Annotated in this window: 16 protein-coding genes and 1 pseudogene; 10 read left to right on the top strand and 7 right to left on the bottom strand. The window is 74.0% G+C overall.

The features are described 5' to 3' along the window. Together ACFXGA_RS05325 and ACFXGA_RS05320 are read right to left on the bottom strand one after the other, a co-directional pair. Positions 1-1,874: pseudogene (locus ACFXGA_RS05325) on the bottom strand (hypothetical protein); the annotation flags it as partial. Positions 1,875-1,885: 11 nt separating this feature from the next. Further along, positions 1,886-3,229, bottom strand: a complete 1,344-nt coding sequence (locus tag ACFXGA_RS05320) for a glutamine synthetase family protein (protein WP_378084580.1) — start codon at positions 3,227-3,229, stop codon at positions 1,886-1,888. Positions 3,230-3,379: 150 nt separating this feature from the next. On the opposite strand from ACFXGA_RS05320, the gene ACFXGA_RS05315 reads away from it, so the two are divergent. From ACFXGA_RS05315 to ACFXGA_RS05305, 3 genes are all read left to right on the top strand, one after another. Then, positions 3,380-4,033: an LppX_LprAFG lipoprotein gene (locus ACFXGA_RS05315; RefSeq protein WP_378084578.1), complete on the top strand. Its 654-nt coding sequence runs from the start codon at positions 3,380-3,382 to the stop codon at positions 4,031-4,033. Next, entirely contained in the window at positions 4,030-5,550 is a 1,521-nt protein-coding gene (locus tag ACFXGA_RS05310; RefSeq protein WP_378084576.1) for an MFS transporter, read from the top strand. The genes ACFXGA_RS05315 and ACFXGA_RS05310 overlap by 4 nt, the downstream gene beginning before the upstream one ends. Before the next feature lie 69 nt (positions 5,551-5,619). Next, positions 5,620-6,222, top strand: a complete 603-nt coding sequence (locus ACFXGA_RS05305; RefSeq protein ID WP_378084575.1) for an HdeD family acid-resistance protein — start codon at positions 5,620-5,622, stop codon at positions 6,220-6,222. 3 nt (positions 6,223-6,225) lie between these two features. On the opposite strand, the gene ACFXGA_RS05300 is transcribed toward ACFXGA_RS05305, so the two are convergent. Continuing rightward, positions 6,226-7,941, bottom strand: coding sequence for an NAD+ synthase (locus tag ACFXGA_RS05300; RefSeq protein WP_378084574.1), 1,716 nt, complete (start codon positions 7,939-7,941; stop codon positions 6,226-6,228). Positions 7,942-8,029: 88 nt separating this feature from the next. Between ACFXGA_RS05300 and ACFXGA_RS05295 the strand changes: the two genes are divergently transcribed. After that, entirely contained in the window at positions 8,030-9,577 is a 1,548-nt protein-coding gene (locus ACFXGA_RS05295; RefSeq protein ID WP_378084585.1) for an alpha/beta hydrolase, read from the top strand. Positions 9,578-9,584: 7 nt separating this feature from the next. Here ACFXGA_RS05295 and ACFXGA_RS05290 read toward each other — a convergent pair whose 3' ends face one another. Next, on the bottom strand, positions 9,585-10,415 hold the full coding sequence (locus ACFXGA_RS05290; protein ID WP_378084572.1) for a helix-turn-helix transcriptional regulator: 831 nt from the start codon (positions 10,413-10,415) through the stop codon (positions 9,585-9,587). Positions 10,416-10,534: 119 nt separating this feature from the next. Here ACFXGA_RS05290 and ACFXGA_RS05285 point away from each other — a divergent pair, with 119 nt between their 5' ends. After that, positions 10,535-11,284 carry an SDR family oxidoreductase gene (locus ACFXGA_RS05285; protein ID WP_378084571.1) on the top strand — a complete coding sequence of 250 codons (750 nt, stop codon included), beginning with the start codon at positions 10,535-10,537 and terminating at the stop codon, positions 11,282-11,284. Between the two features lie 36 nt (positions 11,285-11,320). Here ACFXGA_RS05285 and ACFXGA_RS05280 read toward each other — a convergent pair whose 3' ends face one another. Next, a complete protein-coding gene (locus tag ACFXGA_RS05280; RefSeq protein WP_378084569.1) occupies positions 11,321-12,139 on the bottom strand; it encodes a TetR/AcrR family transcriptional regulator C-terminal domain-containing protein in 819 nt (272 codons plus the stop codon). Positions 12,140-12,205: 66 nt separating this feature from the next. Here ACFXGA_RS05280 and ACFXGA_RS05275 point away from each other — a divergent pair, with 66 nt between their 5' ends. Then, positions 12,206-13,891, top strand: a complete 1,686-nt coding sequence (locus tag ACFXGA_RS05275) for a right-handed parallel beta-helix repeat-containing protein (RefSeq protein ID WP_378084568.1) — start codon at positions 12,206-12,208, stop codon at positions 13,889-13,891. On the opposite strand, the gene lysX is transcribed toward ACFXGA_RS05275, so the two are convergent. Further along, positions 13,875-17,135: a bifunctional lysylphosphatidylglycerol synthetase/lysine--tRNA ligase LysX gene (gene lysX, locus ACFXGA_RS05270; protein WP_378084566.1), complete on the bottom strand. Its 3,261-nt coding sequence runs from the start codon at positions 17,133-17,135 to the stop codon at positions 13,875-13,877. The genes ACFXGA_RS05275 and lysX overlap by 17 nt on opposite strands. Before the next feature lie 32 nt (positions 17,136-17,167). Here lysX and ACFXGA_RS05265 point away from each other — a divergent pair, with 32 nt between their 5' ends. Together ACFXGA_RS05265 and panB are read left to right on the top strand one after the other, a co-directional pair. Continuing rightward, positions 17,168-17,974 (top strand): alpha/beta fold hydrolase, encoded by an 807-nt coding sequence (locus tag ACFXGA_RS05265; protein ID WP_378084565.1) that lies wholly within the window; start codon positions 17,168-17,170, stop codon positions 17,972-17,974. 138 nt (positions 17,975-18,112) lie between these two features. Beyond that, entirely contained in the window at positions 18,113-18,967 is an 855-nt protein-coding gene (gene panB / locus ACFXGA_RS05260) for a 3-methyl-2-oxobutanoate hydroxymethyltransferase (protein ID WP_378084563.1), read from the top strand. Between the two features lie 228 nt (positions 18,968-19,195). On the opposite strand, the gene ACFXGA_RS05255 is transcribed toward panB, so the two are convergent. Continuing rightward, on the bottom strand, positions 19,196-19,702 hold the full coding sequence (locus ACFXGA_RS05255) for a hypothetical protein (RefSeq protein WP_378084562.1): 507 nt from the start codon (positions 19,700-19,702) through the stop codon (positions 19,196-19,198). A 38-nt stretch (positions 19,703-19,740) separates the two neighbouring features. Here ACFXGA_RS05255 and ACFXGA_RS05250 point away from each other — a divergent pair, with 38 nt between their 5' ends. Both ACFXGA_RS05250 and ACFXGA_RS05245 read left to right on the top strand, forming a co-directional pair. Beyond that, positions 19,741-20,475, top strand: coding sequence for a hypothetical protein (locus ACFXGA_RS05250; RefSeq protein ID WP_378084560.1), 735 nt, complete (start codon positions 19,741-19,743; stop codon positions 20,473-20,475). A gap of 15 nt (positions 20,476-20,490) precedes the next feature. Beyond that, entirely contained in the window at positions 20,491-22,161 is a 1,671-nt protein-coding gene (locus ACFXGA_RS05245) for a hypothetical protein (protein ID WP_378084559.1), read from the top strand. Positions 22,162-22,178: the final 17 nt, after the last annotated feature.

Raw genomic sequence — 22,178 nt, 5'->3', positions numbered from 1 at the left:
TGCCCGTCGCCGCCTTGGTGGTGGTGCTGGTCGGGGGCGTGGCGGGGGGGGGGGGGCCCGGCGGCCCCCGGCCGCCGGCCCGCGGCCCGCCCGCGGCCGGCGCACCAGTCGCGGAACGCCGCGGCGTCCGCGCCGAACGGGTCGGGGAACTGGGCGCGCAGTGCCGGGTCGGAGCGCCAGAGGGCGGCGGACCAGCGGGTGCTGCCGGGCAGGCCGGGCGCGGGTTCGGCGGCCCAGGCCACGAACGCCGCCCCGCCGTCGGGGCCGAAGGCGGGGGGCGGGCCGGGGCGGGCGGTCCCCGGCTGTGTGCCGGGGCGGGCGGCTGGGGCCTGGCGGGCGGTTCCCGACGGCGGGACGGGCCGTTCGGGAGCGGCTGGGCCGGGTGTCCCGGCGGCGGAGGCGGTCGACCGGGCGGCCACAGTCTCGGGCGCGGCCTCGGGCGCGGTCTCGTTCGGCGGCGACGGCACGGGGGTCGCCGGCTCGGGCGAGGTCGCCGCCGTCGGGTCGGCCGGCGCGGAGGGCGGAGGGCCGGGCGGGGTCACGGCCGAGGTGTCGGCCGGCGCGGGGGGCGTGGAACCGGGCGAGGTCGCGGCCGGCTCGGGCGACTCCGCCCGTTCCGGTGCGGTGGCCGCAGCCCCGGAGTCGGCCGGGGCCGGTGTGGTCGCCGGGTCCGGGAGGGCCGTGGAGGTGGGGGCGAGCGGGACGGGGTCGGACCGATCGGCGGCCGGGGTGCCGGTCGGCGCGGTGGGGGTCCCGGCTGCCGGGTCGAGGGCTTCCCGGCTGGACCCCTCCCGGCTGGACCCCTCGCGGTCAACCCCCTCGCGGTCGAACCCCTCGCGGTCGAACCCCTCCGGGCTGAACGCGGAGCCCGGCCTGGTCCGGGCGGCTTCGCGGTAGTCCGCGCGCAGCTCGTCCGGGATCTGGGTGCCGTCCGGGAGCTGGCCGAAGCCGTAGCGCACCCGCTGCGCGGTGTGGCCCTTGCGCACCAGTTCCGCCCGGTACGCCGTGCACAGCTCCGCCAACTGGGGGTGTTCCGACAGCAGCACGCGGGGTCGGTCGGCGAAGTCGGCCGACAGCAGCCACGGCCGGTGCGGGTCGAAGCCCGCGAAGTGCACGGTGCGGACCGGCTCGCCGATCGTCGTCAGCACGCCGTCCGGGCTCCGGTGCAGGTCGCGTTGGGCGGCGTTCCACACCGACAGGCCGACCGTCGCGTCACGCAGCACGTGCACGTTGACCAGCGCGGGGGCCATGTCGAGCACGGCCTTGGTGGCGTCCGGCGTGCGGCGGAGCTGCTCGCCCAGCGAGCGCAGGAACGGTTCCGCGCCCGGCGCGACCAGCAGGAAACCCGGGTCGAAGACGCCGGTCTCCAGCAGCTCGGTCGGCGTGGGGCGCAGGCCGTCGTCCGGCAGCGGCCGCAGCGCCCGGGGCAGCAGCACGAGCGGTCCGCGCCGGACCGCGTTCTCGACCAGGTCGGTGAGCGGCCCGAGGACCTGCACCCACGGGTCCAGGTACAGCACCGGCACGCCCTGGCCGAGCAGCTGCTCCAGCAGCGTGGGCCGCAGCACGCCGCGCAGCTGCGCCGCGGTGCAGCCGGTGGCCAGCTCGGCCAGCTCGTCCTGGGTCATCCCCAGGTCGGCGGGGGTGACCAGGCCGGGACCGGAGTTCTCCGGCTGGGCGTCGACCACCAGCGCCAGGAACCTGGCCTGCGGGTGGTTGGCCAGGAACGAACTCGACAGGACCTTCACCGCGGGCAGCTCGGCGGCGGTCGCCACCGTGCAGGCGATGAACGTGGGACGGGATTCCGAACGCGCGGGCACCTCGGTCACGGTCTGCAAACCTAGCTTCTCCGAGCGCCCGGTGTGGACGACCCGCACGGGCGTCTCCCTCACAGGACCGGCAACAGGTTGCGCAGCTCGTACGGTGTCACGCTGCGCCGATACGCGTCCCACTCGGTCCGCTTGTTGCGCAGGAAGAAGTCGTACACGTGCTCGCCGAGGGCTTCGGGGAGCAGTTCGGAGTTCTCCATCTCGGTCAGCGCCTCGCCGAGGTTCTGCGGCAGGTTGTCGTAGCCGGCGGCGCGCCGTTCGCGGTCGGTCAGCGACCACACGTCGTCCTCGGCGGGCGGGGGCAGCTCGTAGCCCTTCTCGATGCCCTTGAGGCCGGCCGCCAGGATCACCGCGTACGCCAGGTACGGGTTGCAGGCCGAGTCCAGCGACCGGATCTCCACCCGGCGGGACGACGACTTGCCGGGCGAGTACATCGGCACGCGCACCAGCGCGGACCGGTTCGCGTGGCCCCAGCACACCGCCGTCGGCGCCTCGCCGCCCACGATCAGGCGCTTGTAGGAGTTCACCCACTGGTTGGTGACGCCGGAGATCTCGCGCGCGTGCTTCAGCAGGCCGGCCACGAACATCTTGCCGGTGTCGGAGAGCTGGTAGGGGTCCTCGGCGTCGTAGAACGCGTTGCGGTCGCCCTCGAACAGGCTGACGTGCGTGTGCATGCCGCTGCCGGGCTGGTCGGTGAACGGCTTCGGCATGAACGAGGCGCGCACCCCCTGGGTGATCGCGACCTCCTTGATCACGTACCGGAACGTCATGACGTTGTCGGCCATGGTCAGGGCGTCGGCGTAGCGGAGGTCGATCTCCTGCTGGCCGGGCGCGCCCTCGTGGTGGCTGAACTCGACGGAGATGCCCATCGCCTCCAGCGCCTCGATGGCGTGGCGGCGGAAGTGGGTCGCGGTCTCGTGGCTGGTCTGGTCGAAGAATCCGCCGTTGTCCGCCGGGATGGGCTCGCTGCCGTCGTCGGGCAGGCCCTTGAGCAGGAAGAACTCCATCTCGGGGTGCACGTAGCAGGTGAAGCCCGCCTCGCTCGCCTTGGCCAGGGCGCGCCGCAGCACGTGCCGCGGGTCCGCCCACGACGGCGAGCCGTCCGGCATGGCGATGTCGCAGAACATGCGCGCCGAGTAGTGGCTCTTGTCCGGCGTCTGCCAGGGCAGGACCTGGAACGTCGACGGGTCGGGCTTGGCCACCATGTCCGACTCGTACACGCGGGCGAAGCCCTCGATGGCGGAGCCGTCGAAGCCGATGCCCTCGTTGAAGGCGCCTTCGAGCTCGGCGGGGGCGATCGCGACCGACTTGAGGAAGCCCAGGACGTCGGTGAACCAGAGCCGGACGAACCGGATGTCGCGTTCCTCGAGGGTGCGGAGCACGAACTCCTGCTGGCGGTTCATGACCCGAAGCCTAGGTAAGAGCGGCGGGCCGTGCGCTGGCGACTCGGCCGAACGCGGTGCGCCGTTTGCCACCTCCCGGCGATTGCGCAGGTCACGGGCTTGCGTCGGCGTTCGGCCGTGCGGTCGCGGCACTGGATCTACGATTCACCCATGCTCTCTCGTCGCGCCCTGATCGGGTCGCTCGTGCTCGCCCTCGCGGCGGGCTGCACGTCCTCCGGCGGTGGCGGGGGCGGGCTGCCCGACGGGCCGGAGGTGCTGGCGAAGGCGTCGGCCGCGATGAAGTCGGTGACCAGCACCCACTTCACGATCAAGGTGGACGGCGAGCTGCCCGGCGTGACCGTGAAGGACGCCGAGGGCGACCTGAACGCCGACGGCGAGTCGCAGGGCCGGGCCAAGGTGGAGCAGTTCGGCCAGTTGATCGAGGTCGAGTACGTCCTCGTCGGGCAGGACCTCTACTTCAAGGGCCCGACCGGCGGGTTCACCAAGCTGCCCGCGGCGCTGGCGGGGCAGGTGTACGACCCGACCGCGATCCTCGACCCGGACGAGGGCGTGGCCCGGGTGCTCGCGGAGGCCCGCGACGCGAAGACCGTGTCGGCCGACGACGGCGACACCGTGGTGACGGCGACCGTGCCGCGGGACGTGGTCGCCGGGCTCGTGCCGGGCATCGACGCGGACGTGGCGTCGGAGTTCTCGGTGCGGGAGGAGAAGCTGCGCAGGGCCCTGTTCACGCTGCCGGGCGGGGCGAAGGTGACGATCGAGCTGTCCGACTTCAACAAGTCCGTCACCGTCTCGCCGCCGGCGTGAGCGCCTCGGCGGTGCGGGCCCGGCGGCTCGCGATCGGGGCCGGCGCGGCGGCGGTGCTGCTGGGCGCGCTGGACGCGTACGTGGTCGTCGGCGTGCTCGTGGACATGGTGCGCGACCTGGGCATCCCGGTGAACCACCTGGAGCGCGCGACGCCCGTGGTGACCGGGTACCTGCTCGGGTACGTCGCCGGGATGCCGCTGCTCGGGCAGCTGTCGGACCGGTTCGGGCGGCGGCCGGTGCTGCACCTGTGCCTGGTCGGGTTCGCGGTCGGCTCGGCGGTGACGGCGCTGGCGGGCGACCTGCCGCTGCTGGTGGCCGGGCGGGTGGTGCAGGGGCTGGCCGGCGGGGCGTTGCTGCCGGTGACCATGGCGTTGGTGGCCGACCTGTGGGAGGAGCGGCGGCGGGCGTCGGCGCTGGGCGTGGTGGGCGCGGCGCAGGAGCTGGGCAGCGTGCTGGGCACGCTGTACGGCGTCGGGCTGGCGTCGTTGTTCAACGCCTGGTCGTTCTTCGAGTCGGTCGAGCCGCAGAGCTGGCGGTGGGTGTTCTGGGTGAACCTGCCGCTGGCCGCGGTGGCGATGGTGGTCGTGCAGCTGACCGTGCCGCGGTCGGCGCCGGCCGGGTCCGTGCGGATCGACGCGGTCGGCGGCGGGTTGCTGGCGCTGTCGCTGTCGTTGCTGGTGGTGGGGCTCTACAACCCCGACCCGGCGCGGTCGGTGCTGCCGTCGTGGGGGTGGCCCGCGCTGGGCGCGTCGGTGGTGGTGTTCGCCGGGTTCGCGTGGTGGGAGCGGCGGTCGCCGGTGCGGCTGCTGGACCCGGCCGGGGTGGCGATGCGGCCGTTCCTGGCGTCGTTGGGCGTGTCCCTGGCGACGGGTGCGGCGCTGATGGTGACGTTGGTGGACGTGGAGCTGTTCGCGCAGACCGTGCTGGGGCGCGACTCGGCCGCCGCGGCGGCGATGCTGGCCCGGTTCCTGATCGCGTTGCCGGTGGGGGCGCTGGTCGGCGGGTGGTTGGCGGCGCGGACGCGGCTGGGCGACCGGTGGGTGTCGTTCGGCGGGCTGGTGGTGGCCGCGGTCGCGTACGCGTTGATCGCGCAGTGGCCGGCGACGGTGTCGTCGTTCGTGGTGGGGCGGGACCTGGCGGTGGCCGGGTTCGGGTTGGGGCTGGTGATCGCGCCGGTGTCGGCGGCGGTGCTGCGGGTCGTGCCGGCGGAGGGGCACGGGGTGGCGTCGGCGGCCGTGGTGGTGGCGCGGATGACCGGGATGCTGGTCGGCGTGGCCGCGTTGTCGGCGTGGGGCCTGCACCGGTTCCGGGGGCTGACCGCGGACCTGGACACGCCCCTGCCGTTCGGGATGTCGCCGGAGGAGTTCGCCGAGAAGGCGGCGGCCTACAAGGAGGCGCTGACGGCGGCGCTGCTCACCGAGTACCACGAGATCTTCCGGATCACGGCGGTGATCTGCGGGGTGGGCGCGGTGGTGTCGCTGTGGCTGCCGCGCCCCGGTCCCGGCTCGGGGTCCTGACCCGGTCGGGACCACTCGGACAGGTGAATCGGCCCTGCGCCGGCGGAAGGGTCGGCGGACCATGGCCGCATGACGTATCCCGATGCCGACACCGCTGGTCAGGCCGGTCGTGACGAGTCACCGGCCGGCGAGGCGAAGTCGTTGTGGATCACCTTCGGGGTGATCACCTTGTTGATCGGTCTGGCGGTCCTGCTCTGGCCCGGCCTGACGTTGCTCACCGCGGCCGTGCTGTTCGGCCTGGAGATGCTGATCACGGGCATCTTCTGGCTGGTCGGCTCGTTCGACTCGGACACGCGCGGACGGCCGCGCTGGTTGTTGGCGGTGTCCGGGCTGTTGGCCCTGGTCGCCGGCATCCTCTGCCTGCGCGCGCCGTTCCAGACCATCGCGGTGCTGGCGCTGCTGCTGGGCGTGACCTGGGTCGTGGGCGGCGTGGCGGAGATCTTCCACGGCGTCGGCCGGAGCGGCTGGGCCGTGTTCTCCGGCGCGGTCACGGCGGTCGCCGGGATCGTGGTGCTCGTGTGGCCGGTGGCGAGCCTGATCGCGCTGGCCTGGCTGCTCGCGATCGTGCTGCTGGTCCTCGGCGCGATGGCGATCGCGGGCGCGATCGGCCCGAGGCGGCGCACGTCGAGCCGGGCGGCGGCCACCCACACCGGGACGACCGCCACCGCCTGACCGTCAGCCCTCGCGCCAGCCGCTGGTGATCGGCAGCCGCCGGTCGCGGCCGAACGCCTTGAACGTGATCTTGGTGCCCGGCGGGTACTGGCGGCGCTTGTACTCCGCCTTGTCGACCATGCGCAGCACCTTGTCGACCAGCTCGTGGGAGAACCCCATCGCGATCAGGTCGCGGTAGCCCTTGTCGCCCTCCACGTAGTCGTCCAGCACCGAGTCGAGCAGCTCGTAGTCCGGCAGCGAGTCCGTGTCGACCTGGCCGGGCCGCAGCTCGGCCGAGGGCGGCTTGGTGATCGAGTTCTCCGGGATCGGCGGCAGCTCGCCGAGCTTCTCCGCCTGCGCGTTGCGCCACCGCGCCAGGTCCCACACCAGCGTCTTGAGCACGTCCTTGATCGGCGCGAACCCGCCGACCGCGTCGCCGTAGATGGTGGAGTAGCCGACCGCCAGCTCGGTCTTGTTGCCGGTGGCCAGCACGAGGTGCCCGTGCTGGTTGGACAGCCCCATCAGGGTCACGCCCCGGCACCGCGCCTGCACGTTCTCCTCCGCCAGCCCGGTGAGCCCGAGCTGGTCGACGAAGACGCGCACCATGTCGGCGATCGGCTGCTCCTCGTAGTGGCAGCCGGTGCGCTGGGCCAGGTCGTAGGCGTCGGACTTCGAGTGGTCCGACGAGTACACCGACGGCATCGACACGCCGTAGACGTTGTCCGGGCCGAGCGCGTCCACCGACAGCGCGGCCACGACCGCCGAGTCGATCCCGCCGGACAGGCCGAGCACGACCGAGCGGAACCCGTTCTTGTGCACGTAGTCGCGCAGGCCGGTGACCAGCGCGTGCCACACCTCCGCCTCGTCGGACAGCGGTTCGGCGGGCTCCGGCACGGGCAGCGGGTCGTAGGCCGGCAGCGGCTCGTGGGTCAGCGAGCGGCGGTGGACCGCGAACCCGCCGTGCTCGCCCTCGGTGCGGGGCGCGCCGCCCGGCAGGTCGAGGTCCAGCACGACCAGGTGCTCCACGAACTGCGGCGCGCGGGTGATCAGCCCGCCGTCCGCGCCGACCACCATCGTGTCGCCGTCGAACACCAGCTCGTCCTGCCCGCCGACGAGGTTCACGTAGGCCAGCGGCGCGCCCGCCTCGACCGCGCGCCGCGCCACGAGCGGCAGCCGGGCGTCGTCCTTCTTCCGCTCGTACGGGGACGCGTTCGGCGAGACCACGAGGTCCACGCCCGCCTCGCCGAGGGCGGCGACGGGTCCGCCGTCCTGCCACAGGTCCTCGCAGATCACCATGCCGACCTCGACGCCGTGGACGCGGACGACGTCCAGCGCGTCGCCGGGGGTGAAGTACCGGCGCTCGTCGAACACGCCGTAGTTGGGCAGGTGGTGCTTGTGCTGCCGCGCCACCACCTCGCCCCGGTGCAGGACGGCGGCGGCGTTGCGCATGCCGCGCTCGTCGCGGTCCAGGTAGCCGACGAACGCCACCAGCTCGCCGCACCCCGCCTCGTCCAGCCGGGTGGCGAGCCCGGCGAGCGCCTCCCGGGACGCCTCCGCGAACGACACGCGCAGCGCGAGGTCCTCGACCGGGTAGCCGGTCAGCACCATCTCGGGGAAGACCGCGAGGTGCGCGCCCGCCTCCACGGCCTTGCGGGACCACTCGACGACGAGTTCGGTGTTGCCGGCCAGGTCGCCGACACAGGCGTTGACCTGGGCGAGGGCGAGTCGGAGCTGAGGCATGGGGGCATTGTCGCTCACTCGGAGCAACCGTGGCGGGCGTTGTGGCACACGAGTCACACCTACGATCGACCACGTGCGCCGTTCCGTGATGCTGTTCCTCGCCCTCCCGCTGCTCGCCTCGTGCACGAGCGTGCTGTCCGGCTCGCCGAGCGCCGGGACGGCGTTGGAGCAGAGAGGGCCGGCCGGTGCGGTGCCCGCCGGGTTGGAGCGGTTCTACGGGCAGCAGCTGGGCTGGGAGGACTGTGCGCCGTACGCCACGACGGGCACGACGACCACGCTGTTCCGGAGCAAGAAGTCGATCGAGTGCGCCCGGCTCGAGGTGCCGCTGGACTACGCGAAGCCGGACGGCCGGACGATCCGGATCGGGTTGCTGCGGCAGCGCGCGACCGGTGACCGGATCGGCTCGTTGATCATGAACCCGGGCGGGCCGGGCGCGTCCGGCATGGCCGCGGCGGCGAGCATGGCGTCGCAGCTCACGTCGTCCGAGGTGGGTGCGCGGTTCGACTTCGTCGGGTTCGACCCGCGCGGGGTCGGGGCGAGCGAGCCGCAGGTCCGCTGCCTGACCGACGCGGAGCGGGACGCCGACCGGCTGGACAACGACGTGGACGCGTCGCCGGCGGGCGTGGCGGAGACCGAGGCGGAGAACAAGGCGTACGCGGAGAAGTGCGCGGCGGTGACCGGGGTGGACGTGCTGGCCAACGTCGGCACCCGGGACGTGGTGCGCGACCTGGACGTCATGCGGTCGGCGCTCGGCGACGAGAAGCTGACCTACCTGGGCTACTCCTACGGCACGCACATCGGCGCGGCGTACGCGCAGGCGTTCCCCGGCAACGTGCGGGCGCTCGTGCTCGACGGCGCGGTGGACCCGACGCAGGACCAGGTGGAGTCGCTGATCGCGCAGGGCGCGGGGTTCCAGAAGGCGTTCGACGCGTTCGCCGCGTGGTGCGCGACGCGGCAGGACTGCGCGCTGGGCAACGACCCGTCGAAGGCGAACCAGGCGTTCCGGGAGCTGACGCTGCCGCTGGTGCAGCGGCCGGTGGCGGTGGGCGACCGGAAGCTGTCGTACAACGACGCGATCACCGGGGCGATCCAGGCGATGTACTCCGAGGAGCTGTGGGCGCCGCTGAACACGGGGTTGACCGAGCTGAAGAACAACCGCGGCGACGTGCTGATGCTGTTGGCGGACAACTACTTCGACCGGGACAAGGACGGCCGGTACTCGACCATCACCGACGCGTTCACGGCGGTGAAGTGCGTGGACGAGCCGCGGGTGACGGACCGGGCCGTGCTGGACGACGTGGCGCGCCGGTACAAGCAGGCCGCGCCGTTCCTGGACGACGGGCAGCCGGCGGCGGGCGCGCTGGACGCGTGCGCGTTCTGGCCGGTGCCGCCGAGCGTGCAGGAGCAGAAGCCGGTGACGGGCCTGCCGCCGGTGCTGGTGATCTCCACGACGGGCGACCCGGCCACGCCGTACGAGGCGGGGGTCAGCCTGGCCAAGGAGCTGGGCGGCGGGCTGCTCACGTTCGAGGGCAACCAGCACACCGTCTACCTCCAGGGCAACGACTGCGTGGACGAGGCGGGCAACGCGTACCTGGTCGAGGGGAAGCTGCCGGCCGAGGGCACGCGCTGCTCGTAGGCCGCGGTCAGGGGGTGGTCGACGGCACGGCGGACCAGCTCGCCAGCAGCTTGAGGCGGTCCTCGGTGGGCGAGCCGGCCCTGGCCGTGTAGACGGCCAGCACCACGTCCGGGTCGCCGGTCGGTTGCAGGCTCTCGTAGTCCAGGTCCAGGTCGCCGACCACGGGGTGGTGGACGAGCTTGGTGCCGTGGGTCTTCTCCAGCACCTTGTGCTGCGCCCACAGCCTGCGGAACGTCTCGTCCTTGACCGACAGCTCCCCCACCAACGCCGCCAGCCTCGCGTCGTCCGGGTAACGGCCCGCGTCGAGCCTGAGGAACGCCACCGTGTCGGCGGCGACCGAGGGCCAGTCGCGGTAGAAGGTGCGCGACTGCGGGCGCAGGAACGTGTGCCTGGCCGAGTTGCGGTCCTCCGGCGCCAGGTCGTCGAAGCCGTACAGAGCGCCGGCCAGCGGGTTCCAGGCCAGGATGTCCGTGCGGCGACCCATCACGAACGCGGGCACGTCGTCCACCATGTCGAGCAGGCGGCGCAGGCCGGGTCGGACGCGTTGCGGCGCGGGGCGCTTGGTCGGCGCGGGTCGCACGAGGTTGCGCAGGTGGGCGCGCTCGGTCTCGTCCAGCCGCAGCACGCGGGCGACGGCGTCGAGCACGGCGTCGGACACCGCCGGGGTCCGGCCCTGCTCCAGGCGCATGTAGTAGTCCACGCTCACGCCGGCCAGCAGCGCCAGCTCCTCGCGGCGCAGGCCGGGGACGCGCCGCCGACCGCCGCCGGGCAGGCCGACGTCGTCCGGGCGCACGCGGGCCCGGCGGCTGCGGAGGAATTCGCCGAGGTCGTGGTTCACCACCCCAGTATGGCCACCGGCCGGCCGCGCAACCTGGGTACTGGCAGACCCAGGAACCCGGGCCCACAGGATGACCAGGGCCTCTGGTACCCCTGGCGACCAGGTCCAATGTCGTTGCCATGACCTACGACCTGAACAACCGCACCGCCGTCGTCACCGGTGCCGCGAGCGGCATCGGCGCGGAGATCGCCCTCGTCCTGGCCCGGTCCGGGGCGAAGGTCGCGCTGCTGGCCCGCCGCGCGGACCGGCTCGCCGAGCTGGCCGACAAGATCGCCGCCGAGGGCGGCCGGGCGCTCGCGGTCGCCGCGGACGTCACCGGCGACCTCACCGAGGCCGCGGAGACCGTCCACACCGCCTTCGGCCGCGTCGACCTGGTGGTGAACAACGCGGGCGTCATGCTCGCCAACCCCATCACCGAGGGCCGTGACGACGAGTGGCACCGGATGATCGACACCAACCTCAAGGGCCTGCTGAACGTCACCAGGGCGTTCACCGCGGACCTGGTCGAGGCGGGCGCGACCGGCACCGCCGACCTGGTCAACGTCTCGTCCATCGGCGCGCACCTCACCTTCCCCAACTACGCCGTCTACACCGCCACGAAGGCCGCCGTCACCCACCTGTCGGCGAACCTGCGCACCGAGCTGGGTCCGCGGGGCGTGCGGGTGACGAACGTCGAGCCCGGTCTGGTGCACAGCGAGCTGGCCGACCACATCGACAACCCGGACGTGTCCGCGGACCTGACGCGGTGGCGCGAGGAGGTGCCGCCGCTGAACCCGGCCGACATCGGCGACGTGGTCGGGTTCGCCACCAGCCGGCCGAAGAACGTGAACCTGCGGCAGCTCGTGGTGCTGCCGACCGTGCAGGTCTGACGACGGCCGAGCCGCCCACCCCGTCGGGTGGGCGGCTCACGTCGACCGGCGGTGGCGGTAGGCGCGTTGCTGGCAGGCGCGCGAGCAGTAGGCGCGGGGCCGCCCGGACGCCGGCTGCTCGACCGGCGCGCCACACACCCGGCACGTTTCATCACGCTTTACCTCACGCCGCTCGATCAGGATCTCGATGCCGTCGAGCACCCGGGCCAGGCCGAAGCCGAACGGGTCGGACTCGTCGAAGCCACCCGCCTCCCACAGTCGGGTCAACGTCGGGAAGGCGTGGAAGTGGGCGTACAGCGAGTCCCGCGCGCCCCACCACTCCTCGTCGCCCACCCCGGTGTCCCGCTCCGCCCGCGCCGCCTCGACCAGCGCCGCCGCCTCGGCGTCCACGAAGCGGGCGACCAGGCCGACGGACGCGACCACCTCGGCCGGGGTCAGGCCGGTGTCGGCGAGGATCGCCAGCGCGTGCTCGAAGTGGGCCAGCGCGTTCGGTCCGGGCACGTGCCGGGCACCGCGCTCCTCGGCCAGCCACGGGTGACGTTTCCGCAGTTCCCAGGCGTGCCGGGCGAACACCTCCAGCCGGGCGCGCCACCGGAGGTCCGCCGGTGGCGCGGGCGGGTCGCCCAGCACCGCGTCCCGCATGAGGTCGACCAGGTGCGCGCGGCCGGGCACGTGGCGGTACAGCGACATGGTGGTGAAGCCGAGCCGTTCGGCGACCTTGCGCATGGACAGCCCGGCCAGGCCCTCCGCGTCGGCCACCTCGATCGCCGCGGCCACGATCGCGGGCAGGCTCAGCCCCGGCCGCCCGTCCCACAGCAGCTCGACCGAGCGGTCCGGATCGCCGGCTTTCCCCATCACGCACCTCCGCGCCCATGATATACATCCGGTCTGTTTACGGCATAAACAGCTAAGGATGTGGTCATGGTCGAGTTCCACGTCTCCCCGACCGGGGACGACGCAGCACCGGGCACCGCCGAGCGGCCGTTCGCCACGCTGGACCGCGCCAGGGCGGCGGCCCGGGACGCGGGTGGTGACGTCACCGTGCACCTCCGGGCGGGCACGCACCCGCTCACCGAGCCGTTCGAGCTGTCCGAGGAGGACTCGCGGGTCGTCTACCAGGCGTTCGGCTACGGCACCGACGCGCAGGAGGAGGTCGTCGTCAGCGGCGGGCGAACGCTCACCGGGCAGCGAGGGCCGGACGGCGTGTGGCTGGCCGAGGTCGACGACCTCGTCACCCGCCACCTCGTGGTGGACGGGCGGCGGGTCGAGCGCGCGGGGATCGACGGGCTGCCCGGCACGGTCCGCCGCACGGACACCGGGTACGTCACGGACGCGACGCTGGACTGGCGCAGCCCGGCGGGCGTCGAGTTCGTGCACCGGGGCGTCTACCCGTGGACCGAAGCGCGTGCGGCGGTCGCGGCCGCCACCCCGGACGGCGAGATCACCATGGCGCAGCCCGCGTTCGCCTGGTCGCGCGAGGTCTACAACTCCGAGTGGGACGGCCACGCCTCCACCGGCCTGCCCGAGCCGACCCGGGTCGAGAACGACCCCGCGTTCCTGACCCCCGGCACGTTCGCCCTGGATCGCGCGCGGCACGTCCTGCACTACCTCCCGCGCCCGGACGAGGACGAGCCGCACGTCGTCGCGCCCGTGCTGGAGGTGCTGGTGCGGGCCACCGGCGTGCGGGACGTGGCGTTCCGGGGCCTGACCTTCGCCGACACCACGTGGCTGCGACCGGCCGGCGACCGGGGGTTCCTGCACTACCACGCGAACGGCTTCCACGACGGCGGCGCGATCGGGCGGGTCGACGTGGCCGAGGGCGCGTGGCTGACCGTGCCCGGGGAAGCGGCGCAGATCCCCGCCGCCGTGCAGCTGCACGGCACGACCGGCGTGCGGTTCGAGGGCTGCCGGTTCACCCGGCTGGGCGCGACCGGGCTCGGCGCGACCGGCGGCGCGGACCTCGTGGTGCGCGGCTGCGACTTCGACACCCTCGCCGCGTCCGCCATCGCCGTCACCGGCACGCGCAAGGCGCTGGTCGAGGACAACCTCGTCGGGCACGTCGGGCTGGACCACTCCGGCTCGGCCGGCATCACGTTCCTGCACACCGAGGACGGCGTGATCGCGCACAACCACGTGCACGACGTGCCGCACAACGGGATCGTCGCCGGCCCGTCGCGCGGCGGCACCCGCATCACCGGCAACCTCGTGACCCGGGCGATGGGCGTGCTCGCCGACGGCGGCGGCGTCTACCTGTCCGGCCCGCAGGGCGACTCCGCCGCCACCGGCGCGGTGATCAGCGGCAACGTCATCGAGGACACCCGCACGCCGTACAACTTCGGCCTCTACACCGACTACGGGGCCACGTGGGTCACCGTCGAGGGCAACCTGGTCGCCCGCGCCGACAACACGGCCGTGCTGCACGTCAACCCGCCGCTGGAGCACGTCGCCTACCGCGGCAACTTCTTCGACGCCGACCCGGTCGGCAGCGACGCCGTGCCGGACGGCGTGACCTACGAGGGCAACACCACCATCACCGACCCCGTCGAGCTGGACGCCGCCACCGCGGACCTGCGGGCCCGCGCCGGCCTGCTCACGAGACGGGCCTGACGAACGGGAACAGCACGGTCTGCCGGATCGACGCGCCGGTGAGCATCATCAGCACCCGGTCCACGCCCACCCCCAGACCGCCGGTGGGCGGCATGCCGTGCTCCAGGGCGTCGAGGAAGTCCTCGTCCAGCTCCATCGCCTCCACGTCGCCGCTGGCCGCCCGCACCGACTGCGCCTCCAGCCTGCGGCGCTGCTCCAGCGGGTCGGTCAGCTCCGAGTAGGCCGTGCCGATCTCCGCGCCGAACGCGACCAGGTCCCAGCGCTCGGCCAGCCGGGGGTCGGCGCGGTGCGGCCGGGTCAGCGGCGACACCGAGGTCGGGAAGTCGGTGTAGAAGGTCGGCCCGGCGGTGTTGGGCTCGATCAGCTCCTCGTACGCCTCCTGCACCAGCGCGCCGTGGTCGGCGTCCTCGTCCGCGTCGATGCCGTGCCGCGCCAGCAACGCCCGCAGCTCCGCCACCGGGGTGTCCGGCGTGACGGTCGCGGACAGCGCGGCGGAGACGGCGGCGTGGACGCCGACCACCGGCCAGTCGCCCGAGATGTCGACCTCCACGCCGTCGCGCACCGCGACCGGGCGGCCGTGGGCGGCCACGGCCGCGTGCTGCACGAGTTCCCGCACCAGGTGCCGCATCGTGGTGTAGTCGGCGTAGGACTGGTACGCCTCCAGCATCGTGAACTCGGGGTTGTGGGTGGCGTCCGCGCCCTCGTTGCGGAAGTTGCGGTTCAGCTCGAACACCCGGTCCACGCCCGCCACGCACAGCCGCTTCAGGTACAGCTCCGGCGCGATGCGCAGGTACATGCGCATGTCGTAGGCGTTGATGTGGGTGACGAACGGCCGGGCGGTCGCGCCGCCGTGCACGGTCTGGAGCATCGGCGTCTCGACCTCCAGGTAGCCGCGGCCGTGCAGGAAGTCGCGGAGGGCGCGCACGACGTCGCTGCGCAGCCGCAGCATCCGCGCCGAGTCCGGGTTCACCGCGAGGTCGAGGTACCGCCGGCGCACGCGGGTCTCCGGGTCGGCCAGGCCCTTGCGCTTGTCCGGCATCGGGTGCAGGCACTTGGCCGTCACGGTCCACTCGTCGGCGAGCACGGACAGCTCACCCCGCCGGGACCGGACGACCTCGCCGCGCACGCCCACGTGGTCGCCCAGGTCGACGCCCGCCTTCCACGCGGCCAGGTCCACGCGCGAGGCGTCCAGCATGAGCTGCAACTCGCCGGTGAAGTCCCGGACCCGCGCGAAGACCAGGCCGCCCAGCTCGCGCAGCGCCACCACCCGGCCGGCCACCGAGACGGTCTCGCCGAGCAGTTCCCGGGCCTGCGCGAGGGAGTGGTCGCGCGGGTAGGCCACCGGGTAGGGGTCGATGCCGTCGGCGCGCAGCCGGTCCAGCTTGGCGATGCGGACCCGCACCTGCTCCGGGCGGCGCGGCTGCCTCGGCTCGACCTTGATCGCGTCGATCCCGGCCACGGCGGCGGCGAAGTCCGTGTCCGCCTGGTCGTGGCGCAGCGCGCGGGACGAACCCCGCCGGAACAGCGACCGCAGGCTCGGCACGAACCCCTCGGCGACCCCGGCCGCGACGCTCACCCGCGGCAGGTGGCGGGCGCGGGCGAAGCACAGGTAGCGGGGCAGCCACGCCGGGCCGTACTTGGCGTTGGACCGGTACAGCGACTCCAGCTGGAAGAAGCGGGACGCGAGGCCCAGCACGCCCCGCCACGTCCGCAGCACCGGTCCCGCGCCGATCCGCGCGCCCTCCTCGAACACCGCGCGGAACATGGCGAAGTTCAACGACACCCGCTGCACGCCCAGCCGCGCGGCGGCGGCCACCAGCTCGGCGACCATGAACTCGTTCAGGCCGTTCTCCGCCGCCCGGTCGCGGCGCATCAGGTCGAGCGACAACCCGCGCCTGCCCCACGGCACGAACGACAGCAGGCCGCGCAGGTCGCCGTCCGCGTCGTACGCCTCGACCATCACGCACCGGCCGTCGGCCGGGTCGCCCAGCCTGCCCAGCGCCATGGAGAACCCGCGTTCGGTGGCCGCGCCGCGCCACCGCTGCGCCAGGTCGAGGATCGACGCCAGCTCGTCGGCCGGGATCTCGGCGTGCCGCCGCACGCGGGCGGTGTACCCGGCGCGTTCCACCCGGCTCACCGCCTGCCGCACGGCCCGCCGCTCCGGCCCGGCCAGGCTGAACTCGCGCACGTCCAGCACGGCCTCGTCGCCGATCTCCAACGCCTTCAGGCCCGCCGCCGCGTACACGTGCGCGCCGCGTTCGCTCGCGCCCAGCACGCCGGGCAGCCAGCCGTACCGCCGCGCCTCGGCCAGCCACGCGGCCACCGCCTGCGGCCACGCCTCCTCGTCGCCGATCGGGTCGCCGCTGGCCAGCGTGGTGCCGGCGAGCACGCGGTAGGCCAGCGCGGCCCGGCCGTTCGGGGCGAACACCACGCTCTTGTCACGGCGGGTGGCGAAGTAGCCCAGCGAGTCCGGCTCGCCGTGCGCGGCCAGCAGCCGCCGCACCGCCAGCTCGTCGGTGTCGTCCAGCAGCCGGCTGGAGCGCTCGCCGCGGAAGAACACGTACAGCGCGCCGATCGCGACGAGCATGCCGCCGAACCCGAGCAGGACGCTCAGCCAGTCCGGGCCCTGGCCGCCGCGGCGCTGCGGCAGGACCTCGCCGGTGATCTGGTTGGCCGCCCACACGAGCTTCGGCCACGTGCCGTGCAGGTGACCGGGGAACAGCTCGGTCAGCCCCCAGCCCACCAGGCACAGGGCCAGGACGCCGGTGACCGACACGACCAGCGCCTGCCGCCACGCGCCCGGCGGCAGCTCGGCCGGGAACGCCTCCCGGATCACCAGCAGCAGCGCGATGAGCGCCAGTCCCACGACGATGAACGCGCCCAGCTCGGCGGCGACCGCGCCGCGATCGTCCGGGAGACCGCTGCCGCGGAACCGGTGCGGGTGGATCCAGTAGACGACGAGGAACAGCGACACCGCCGTGACGTTGAGCGCTTCGAACAGCAGCAACGTCCCCAGCGCGGCCCGCTTGCGCCGGCGCAGCGCCGCGCCGAGCACCACCAGGACCAGGGCGATGAACAGGTTGGCCTCGACGGGTAGGCCCAGCAGCGAGGCGACCGCGAGAATGCCCTTGGCGAGGTGTGAGTCCTCGTCGATCAGGAACAGCAGGAGTGACGCCGCGGCCGCCGCCTGGACGGTGGTCGCGACCACCCCCGCCGTCCGCCACTTCCACCTGGCCACCGCCACGACACGCTCCAAGGGGACTCGGGTTGTCCACCATGGTCGCCTCACTCGCCGGTCGGGTGCACGTGCGCGCGTCCGGGCGTGTCGACGGTCCCGCGGTGGTGCTCGGCTCGGCGTTGGGCGGCGCGTGGTTCGACTGGGACGCGGTGGGGGCGCTGCTGCCGGACGCGCGCGTGCTGGTGTTCGACCGGCCGGGCACGGGGCTGTCCGACCCCGCCCTCGCGCCGGCGACGCTGGCGCGCGAGGTGGCCGTGCTGGACGCCGTGCTGGCCGGGGTGCCGTCGGCGGTGCTGGTGGGGCACTCGATGGCGGCGCTGCACGTGGAGGCGTGGGCGCGGCTGCGGCCGGCGCGGGTGCGCGGGCTGGTACTGGTGGACCCCGACCCGGAGCACCCCGGCGCCGGGCGGCCGTTCGACCTGTCCGCGTCGGTGGCCCGGTGGGTGCTGCGGCTCGGGCTGGACCCGGTCGTGGCGACCCTGGCGCCGCGGTTGCGCCGGTGGGCGATGCGCGGGTCCACGCTCGGGCGGCGCGACCCGGCGGCGCCGGCGGCGCTGCGGTCGGTGTACGGGCGGCCGGCGGTGGCGCGGGCCGTGCTGGACGAGCTGGCGTCCTACCCGGGGCAGGTGGCCGCGGTGGAGCGGCTGCGCGCGTTCCGGCCGCTGCCGGCCGTGCCGTTCACCGTGCTCACGGCGGGTCGGCGGGTGTCGGCCGCGCACGTCGCGCTGGCCGCCCTGGCCCCGACCGGGCGCACCGTGCCGGTGCCGGGCAGCCGCCACATGGTGCCCGTGGACCGGCCCGACGCGGTCGCGCTGGCCGTGCTCGACGCGCTGCGCGACGCCTGACGTGCCGCTGGTCGGGCCGTGTGAAGCTACTCGCACTCCGTGCAATTCCCCTTGCGCTGGTGTCACGCTGGGCGGGTAACCGTGCAACAAGGCCCGGGGACCCGCGACGGAGCGGGCCTCGAGGGAGGACGGTCGACGATGACCTCGACTGAGGTAACCGCGCCCTACGGCAGCGGGGCGGGCAGCGCCCCCACCGGCAAGAAGGTGCGGATCCACCACCTGCAGGAGCTGAAGGACCGCGGCGAGCCGTGGCCCATGCTCACCGCCTACGACATGTACACCGCGGAGCTGTTCGACGAGGCGGGCATCCCGGTGCTGCTCGTCGGCGACTCCGCGTCCAACAACGTCTACGGGTACGACACGTCGCTGCCGGTCACCGTGGACGAGCTGATCCCGCTGGTCCGGGGCGTGACCCGGTCCGTGAAGCGGGCCCTGGTCGTGGCCGACCTGCCGTTCGGCTCCTACCAGGTGTCGGTCGAGCAGGCCGTGGCGACCGCGGTGCGGTTCATGAAGGAGGGCCGCGCGCACGCGGTGAAGCTGGAGGGCGGCAAGCACTTCGCGCCGCACATCGAGGCCATCGTGCGGGCGGGCATCCCGGTCATGGCGCACGTCGGCTTCACGCCGCAGAGCGAGCACCAGCTCGGCGGCTACCGCGTGCAGGGCCGCAGCGACGCGTTCGACGCCGTGGTGGAGGACGCGCGCGCGGTCGAGGCGGCCGGCGCGTTCGCCGTGGTGCTGGAGATGGTGACCGCCGAGGTCGCCAAGCAGATCACGCACGACCTGCGCATCCCGACCGTCGGCATCGGCGCGGGGCCGGACACCGACGCGCAGGTGCTGGTCTGGCAGGACATGATGGGCCTGCGCCGCGGGCGCGCCCCCCGGTTCGTGAAGCGCTACGCCGACGTGGCGGGCGTGATGAAGTCGGCGGCGGAGCAGTTCGCGGCCGAGGTGAAGGGCCACCGGTTCCCCGGCCCCGAGCACACCTTCCACTGATCACCCGAACGCGGTCGCCGCGCCGGCTCCAGTCGGCACGGCGACCGCGTGCTTTTCGGCCGCCGAATTCCGCACCGCCCGGAATAACGGCGGCTTGATCACTTCTCCCCGTTCTCCGAATTAATGCGGACGGCCCGGCGCGTCCTCGTGCCACCATCGCGGCGAAATGCACGGGGACGATGCGCAGCGGGTGCCGGTGTCCGGTGGCGGGCCGTGGCGCGCCGGTGCTCAGAGCCCGTGCCGCCGCACCATCGGCGTGATCAGCTCCGCCTCCACCCGCCACACCGGCCGCCGTGCGGTGAGGACCGTCGCGAACAGCAGCGCGCTGCCCAGGACCGCGCTGACGACCACCGTCGTCACGTCCTCGTCAAGGCCGCCCAGCGCCGCCCCGCCGAGCGCCACGGCCAGCGCCGCCGCCCCGAGCGCCGTCGTGCGCACCGGGTCCGACCAGCGGAAACCCCGACGCGCCTCGACCTGCGCGATGAGGTCGCGCGCCCGTCGGGCGAGGTGCGGGTCGACCGGTTCCAGCCGGGCGAGCCGCTCGGCCGCCCTGGCGCACGCCACGAACTGCGCCGCGCTGGTGATCTCCGGCTCGCCGTCGCGGGTGGTCGAGCGACACGTGTCCGCGACCGCCAGCAGCCGCTCCGCGAGCCGGTCGACGGCGGCGGGCGCGCGTTCCGCCTCGGCCACCTCGGCCCACCTCGCGGCGACCGCCGAGTCGATGTCTTCCTCCACGTCGACCTCCGATCGTGTCCGCTCCGAAGAAGGTTCCCATGAGTGATCCGCTCGGCGCGAAGATAGCCGAGAACCGCGAAGAAGAGCCGCCGCCGGGTGAAAAGGGACCGGGAAGGACACCGCGTGCGCCCGGTTCGTTCCGGTTCGCCGCGACCGCCGCCGGGACGTGCCTGCTGGCGAGCCTCGCGCTGGGGTTCGGGGTGATCCACGTGCCCCGGTGGTTCGAGGAGCCGCCACCCCCGCCGGAGGCGCAGTCCCCCGTCCCGACGCCGACCGGCACGCCCTCGTGGCAGTGGCCGACCGACGCGACCCCGACCACGACGCGCACCACGCCGGCCGGGTACACCCGGAGCACCGGCCCGGAAGGGCTCGTCACCGTGCTGCCGGACTCGTTCGAGGTGTCGGGCGGCAACGGCTCGGGCACCGCCGTCGCCCGCGACCCCGACGACCCGGAGGTCGAGGTGCGCTTCGGCGGCGCGGCTCCGGAAGGCTACGACGACCTCTACGACACGATCGCCCGGGCCGCCGCGGACACGTCCCGCCGCCCCGGGTACCGGCAGCACGCGCTCCGGTGGGCCACCCACGGTGACGTCGCCGCGGTGGACTGGGACTTCCAGCACGAGACGCCGCAAGGGCAGACGCGCCGCACGGCCGCCCACTACTGGCGCACCGGCGGCATCGAGTACGTGCTGCTCGTCCAGGCCCCGCCGGGCCGCTGGACCGAGGCGGCGCGGCTGCTCGCCACGATGATCGACCACAGCGACACCCCCTGAGGAGCGACACCGAAGATGGCCCTGGCCGACACGCGGTCCGCCCGGCGCGCCGGACCCGCCCGCGACGAGGGCACGCGCCACCTCTGCGCCGCCGCCCACCTCAGCCGCGACTTCGCCGACGCGGCCCTGCGGGAGCTGCTGGTGGTACCGACCCGCCCGGCCGCGCCCACGCCCGGCGTGGACACCGCGGCCGTGCTCACCGAAGCGCTCGCCGCACGGCTGCGCACCGACGTGGTGGACGTGCTCGTGCTGGTGCTGCTGGCCCTCACCGTCTACTTCGTGATGCCGCTCGCGGTGCTGTGGATCACCGTGGCGCTGCTGCTGAGCCTGCCCAAGCTCATCCGGCTGTGGCTCGCGGCCCGGGCCAGGCGCGGCACGCGCCCGATCCGGCCCGTCCGCCTCGGCGTCACCGTGCTCACCGTCGTGCTGTCCCTCGGCCCGGCGCTCACCACGTTCGGCAGCGACGCCGACACCGAGGACATCGTGGAGGCCGCGTTCGAGGACGTGACCGGCCTCGTGCTGCTCGGCGCGGCGCTGGCCGTGCTGCTGGCCAACCGCCTGGTCATCGCCCACCACGTGACCGCCCGCTTCGGCCGGGCCGGCGGATCCGCGCCGCCCCCGGTCGACCGCGTGCTCCTGCGGCTGGCGCCCGCCCGCCACGCCCGCATCGCCGAGCGGCACGGCGACCGCGTCCGCACCGCCCCGGACGTGTCCGAAGAGGACGGTCTGGTGCCACTGCTGGTCCACCGCGGCTACCAGCCGTTCGTCGGCGCGGGCGACATCCACGAGCCGTGGACGGTCGCCGTGCCGCTGGAGCGGTCGGGCACGTCGCGCACCGACGTCACCCTGAGCACCGCGACCCTCCTGGAGGGGATCACCGCCAAGGTGTCCGACCTGCGGGCCGCGACGCCGCTCGCGCCCGGCGGCAGGCTCGGCGCGTTGCGGGTGGACGACTTCGTCGTGGTCGCCGCGCAGGGCCTGGTCGACCACCTGCCCGACCCGGTGTCGGCGCACTACCTGCGCCGACCGGGCGAGGCCCCGTACACGCACGTGTCCCGCGCGCACGCCGACGAGCTGCGCGACCACCCGCTGGAGTGGTCCCGGTACTACCGCCGGTTCTCGCTGGAGACCTGGGACGGCGACCTGGTGCTGTCGGTCTTCGTGCACGTGGCGATGGACGAGTCCACGCTGTACCTGGAGTGGACGCCGTGCGTGCTGCGGCCGATCAACGCCGAGCTGCGGTCCGTGGACGCCGGGCCCGCGTCCCCCTGGACGCCGGTGGGGCGTGCCGTCAAGGACCTCGTGCTCCTGCCCGCGAGCACGCTGTCGCGGGTGGTCCGGCTGGCGAACCACCCCCGTGCCCGCGCGCGGGCGGGCACCCGCGTGGACGCCGACGCTTACGGCGCCTCCGTGACGCTGCGCGAGATGGCGGCGGACGTCGAGCTGCACAGCTACTTCCAGCAGGCCGACGTGGAGCGGTACACGCACCTGCTGCGCACGCGCGTCACCCTGGCGGTGGCCGGGATCCTGCGGGACGCCGGCTACCGGACGTCCTCGTTCGACCAGCAGGCCGCGTCGATCGTGAACAACACCGTCAACACGGTCACCGTCGCCGACGGCGGCACGCTCACCGGGCACGTGCTGCAGACCGGGTCGCTGACCGGGGACGTGGACATCACCGGCTGACCGCGCTCCGGCACAGT

Source organism: Actinosynnema sp. NPDC059335 (assembly GCF_042752395.1).
Lineage (GTDB): Bacteria > Actinomycetota > Actinomycetes > Mycobacteriales > Pseudonocardiaceae > Actinosynnema.
This window is presented reverse-complemented; position numbering and strand designations above follow the sequence as displayed.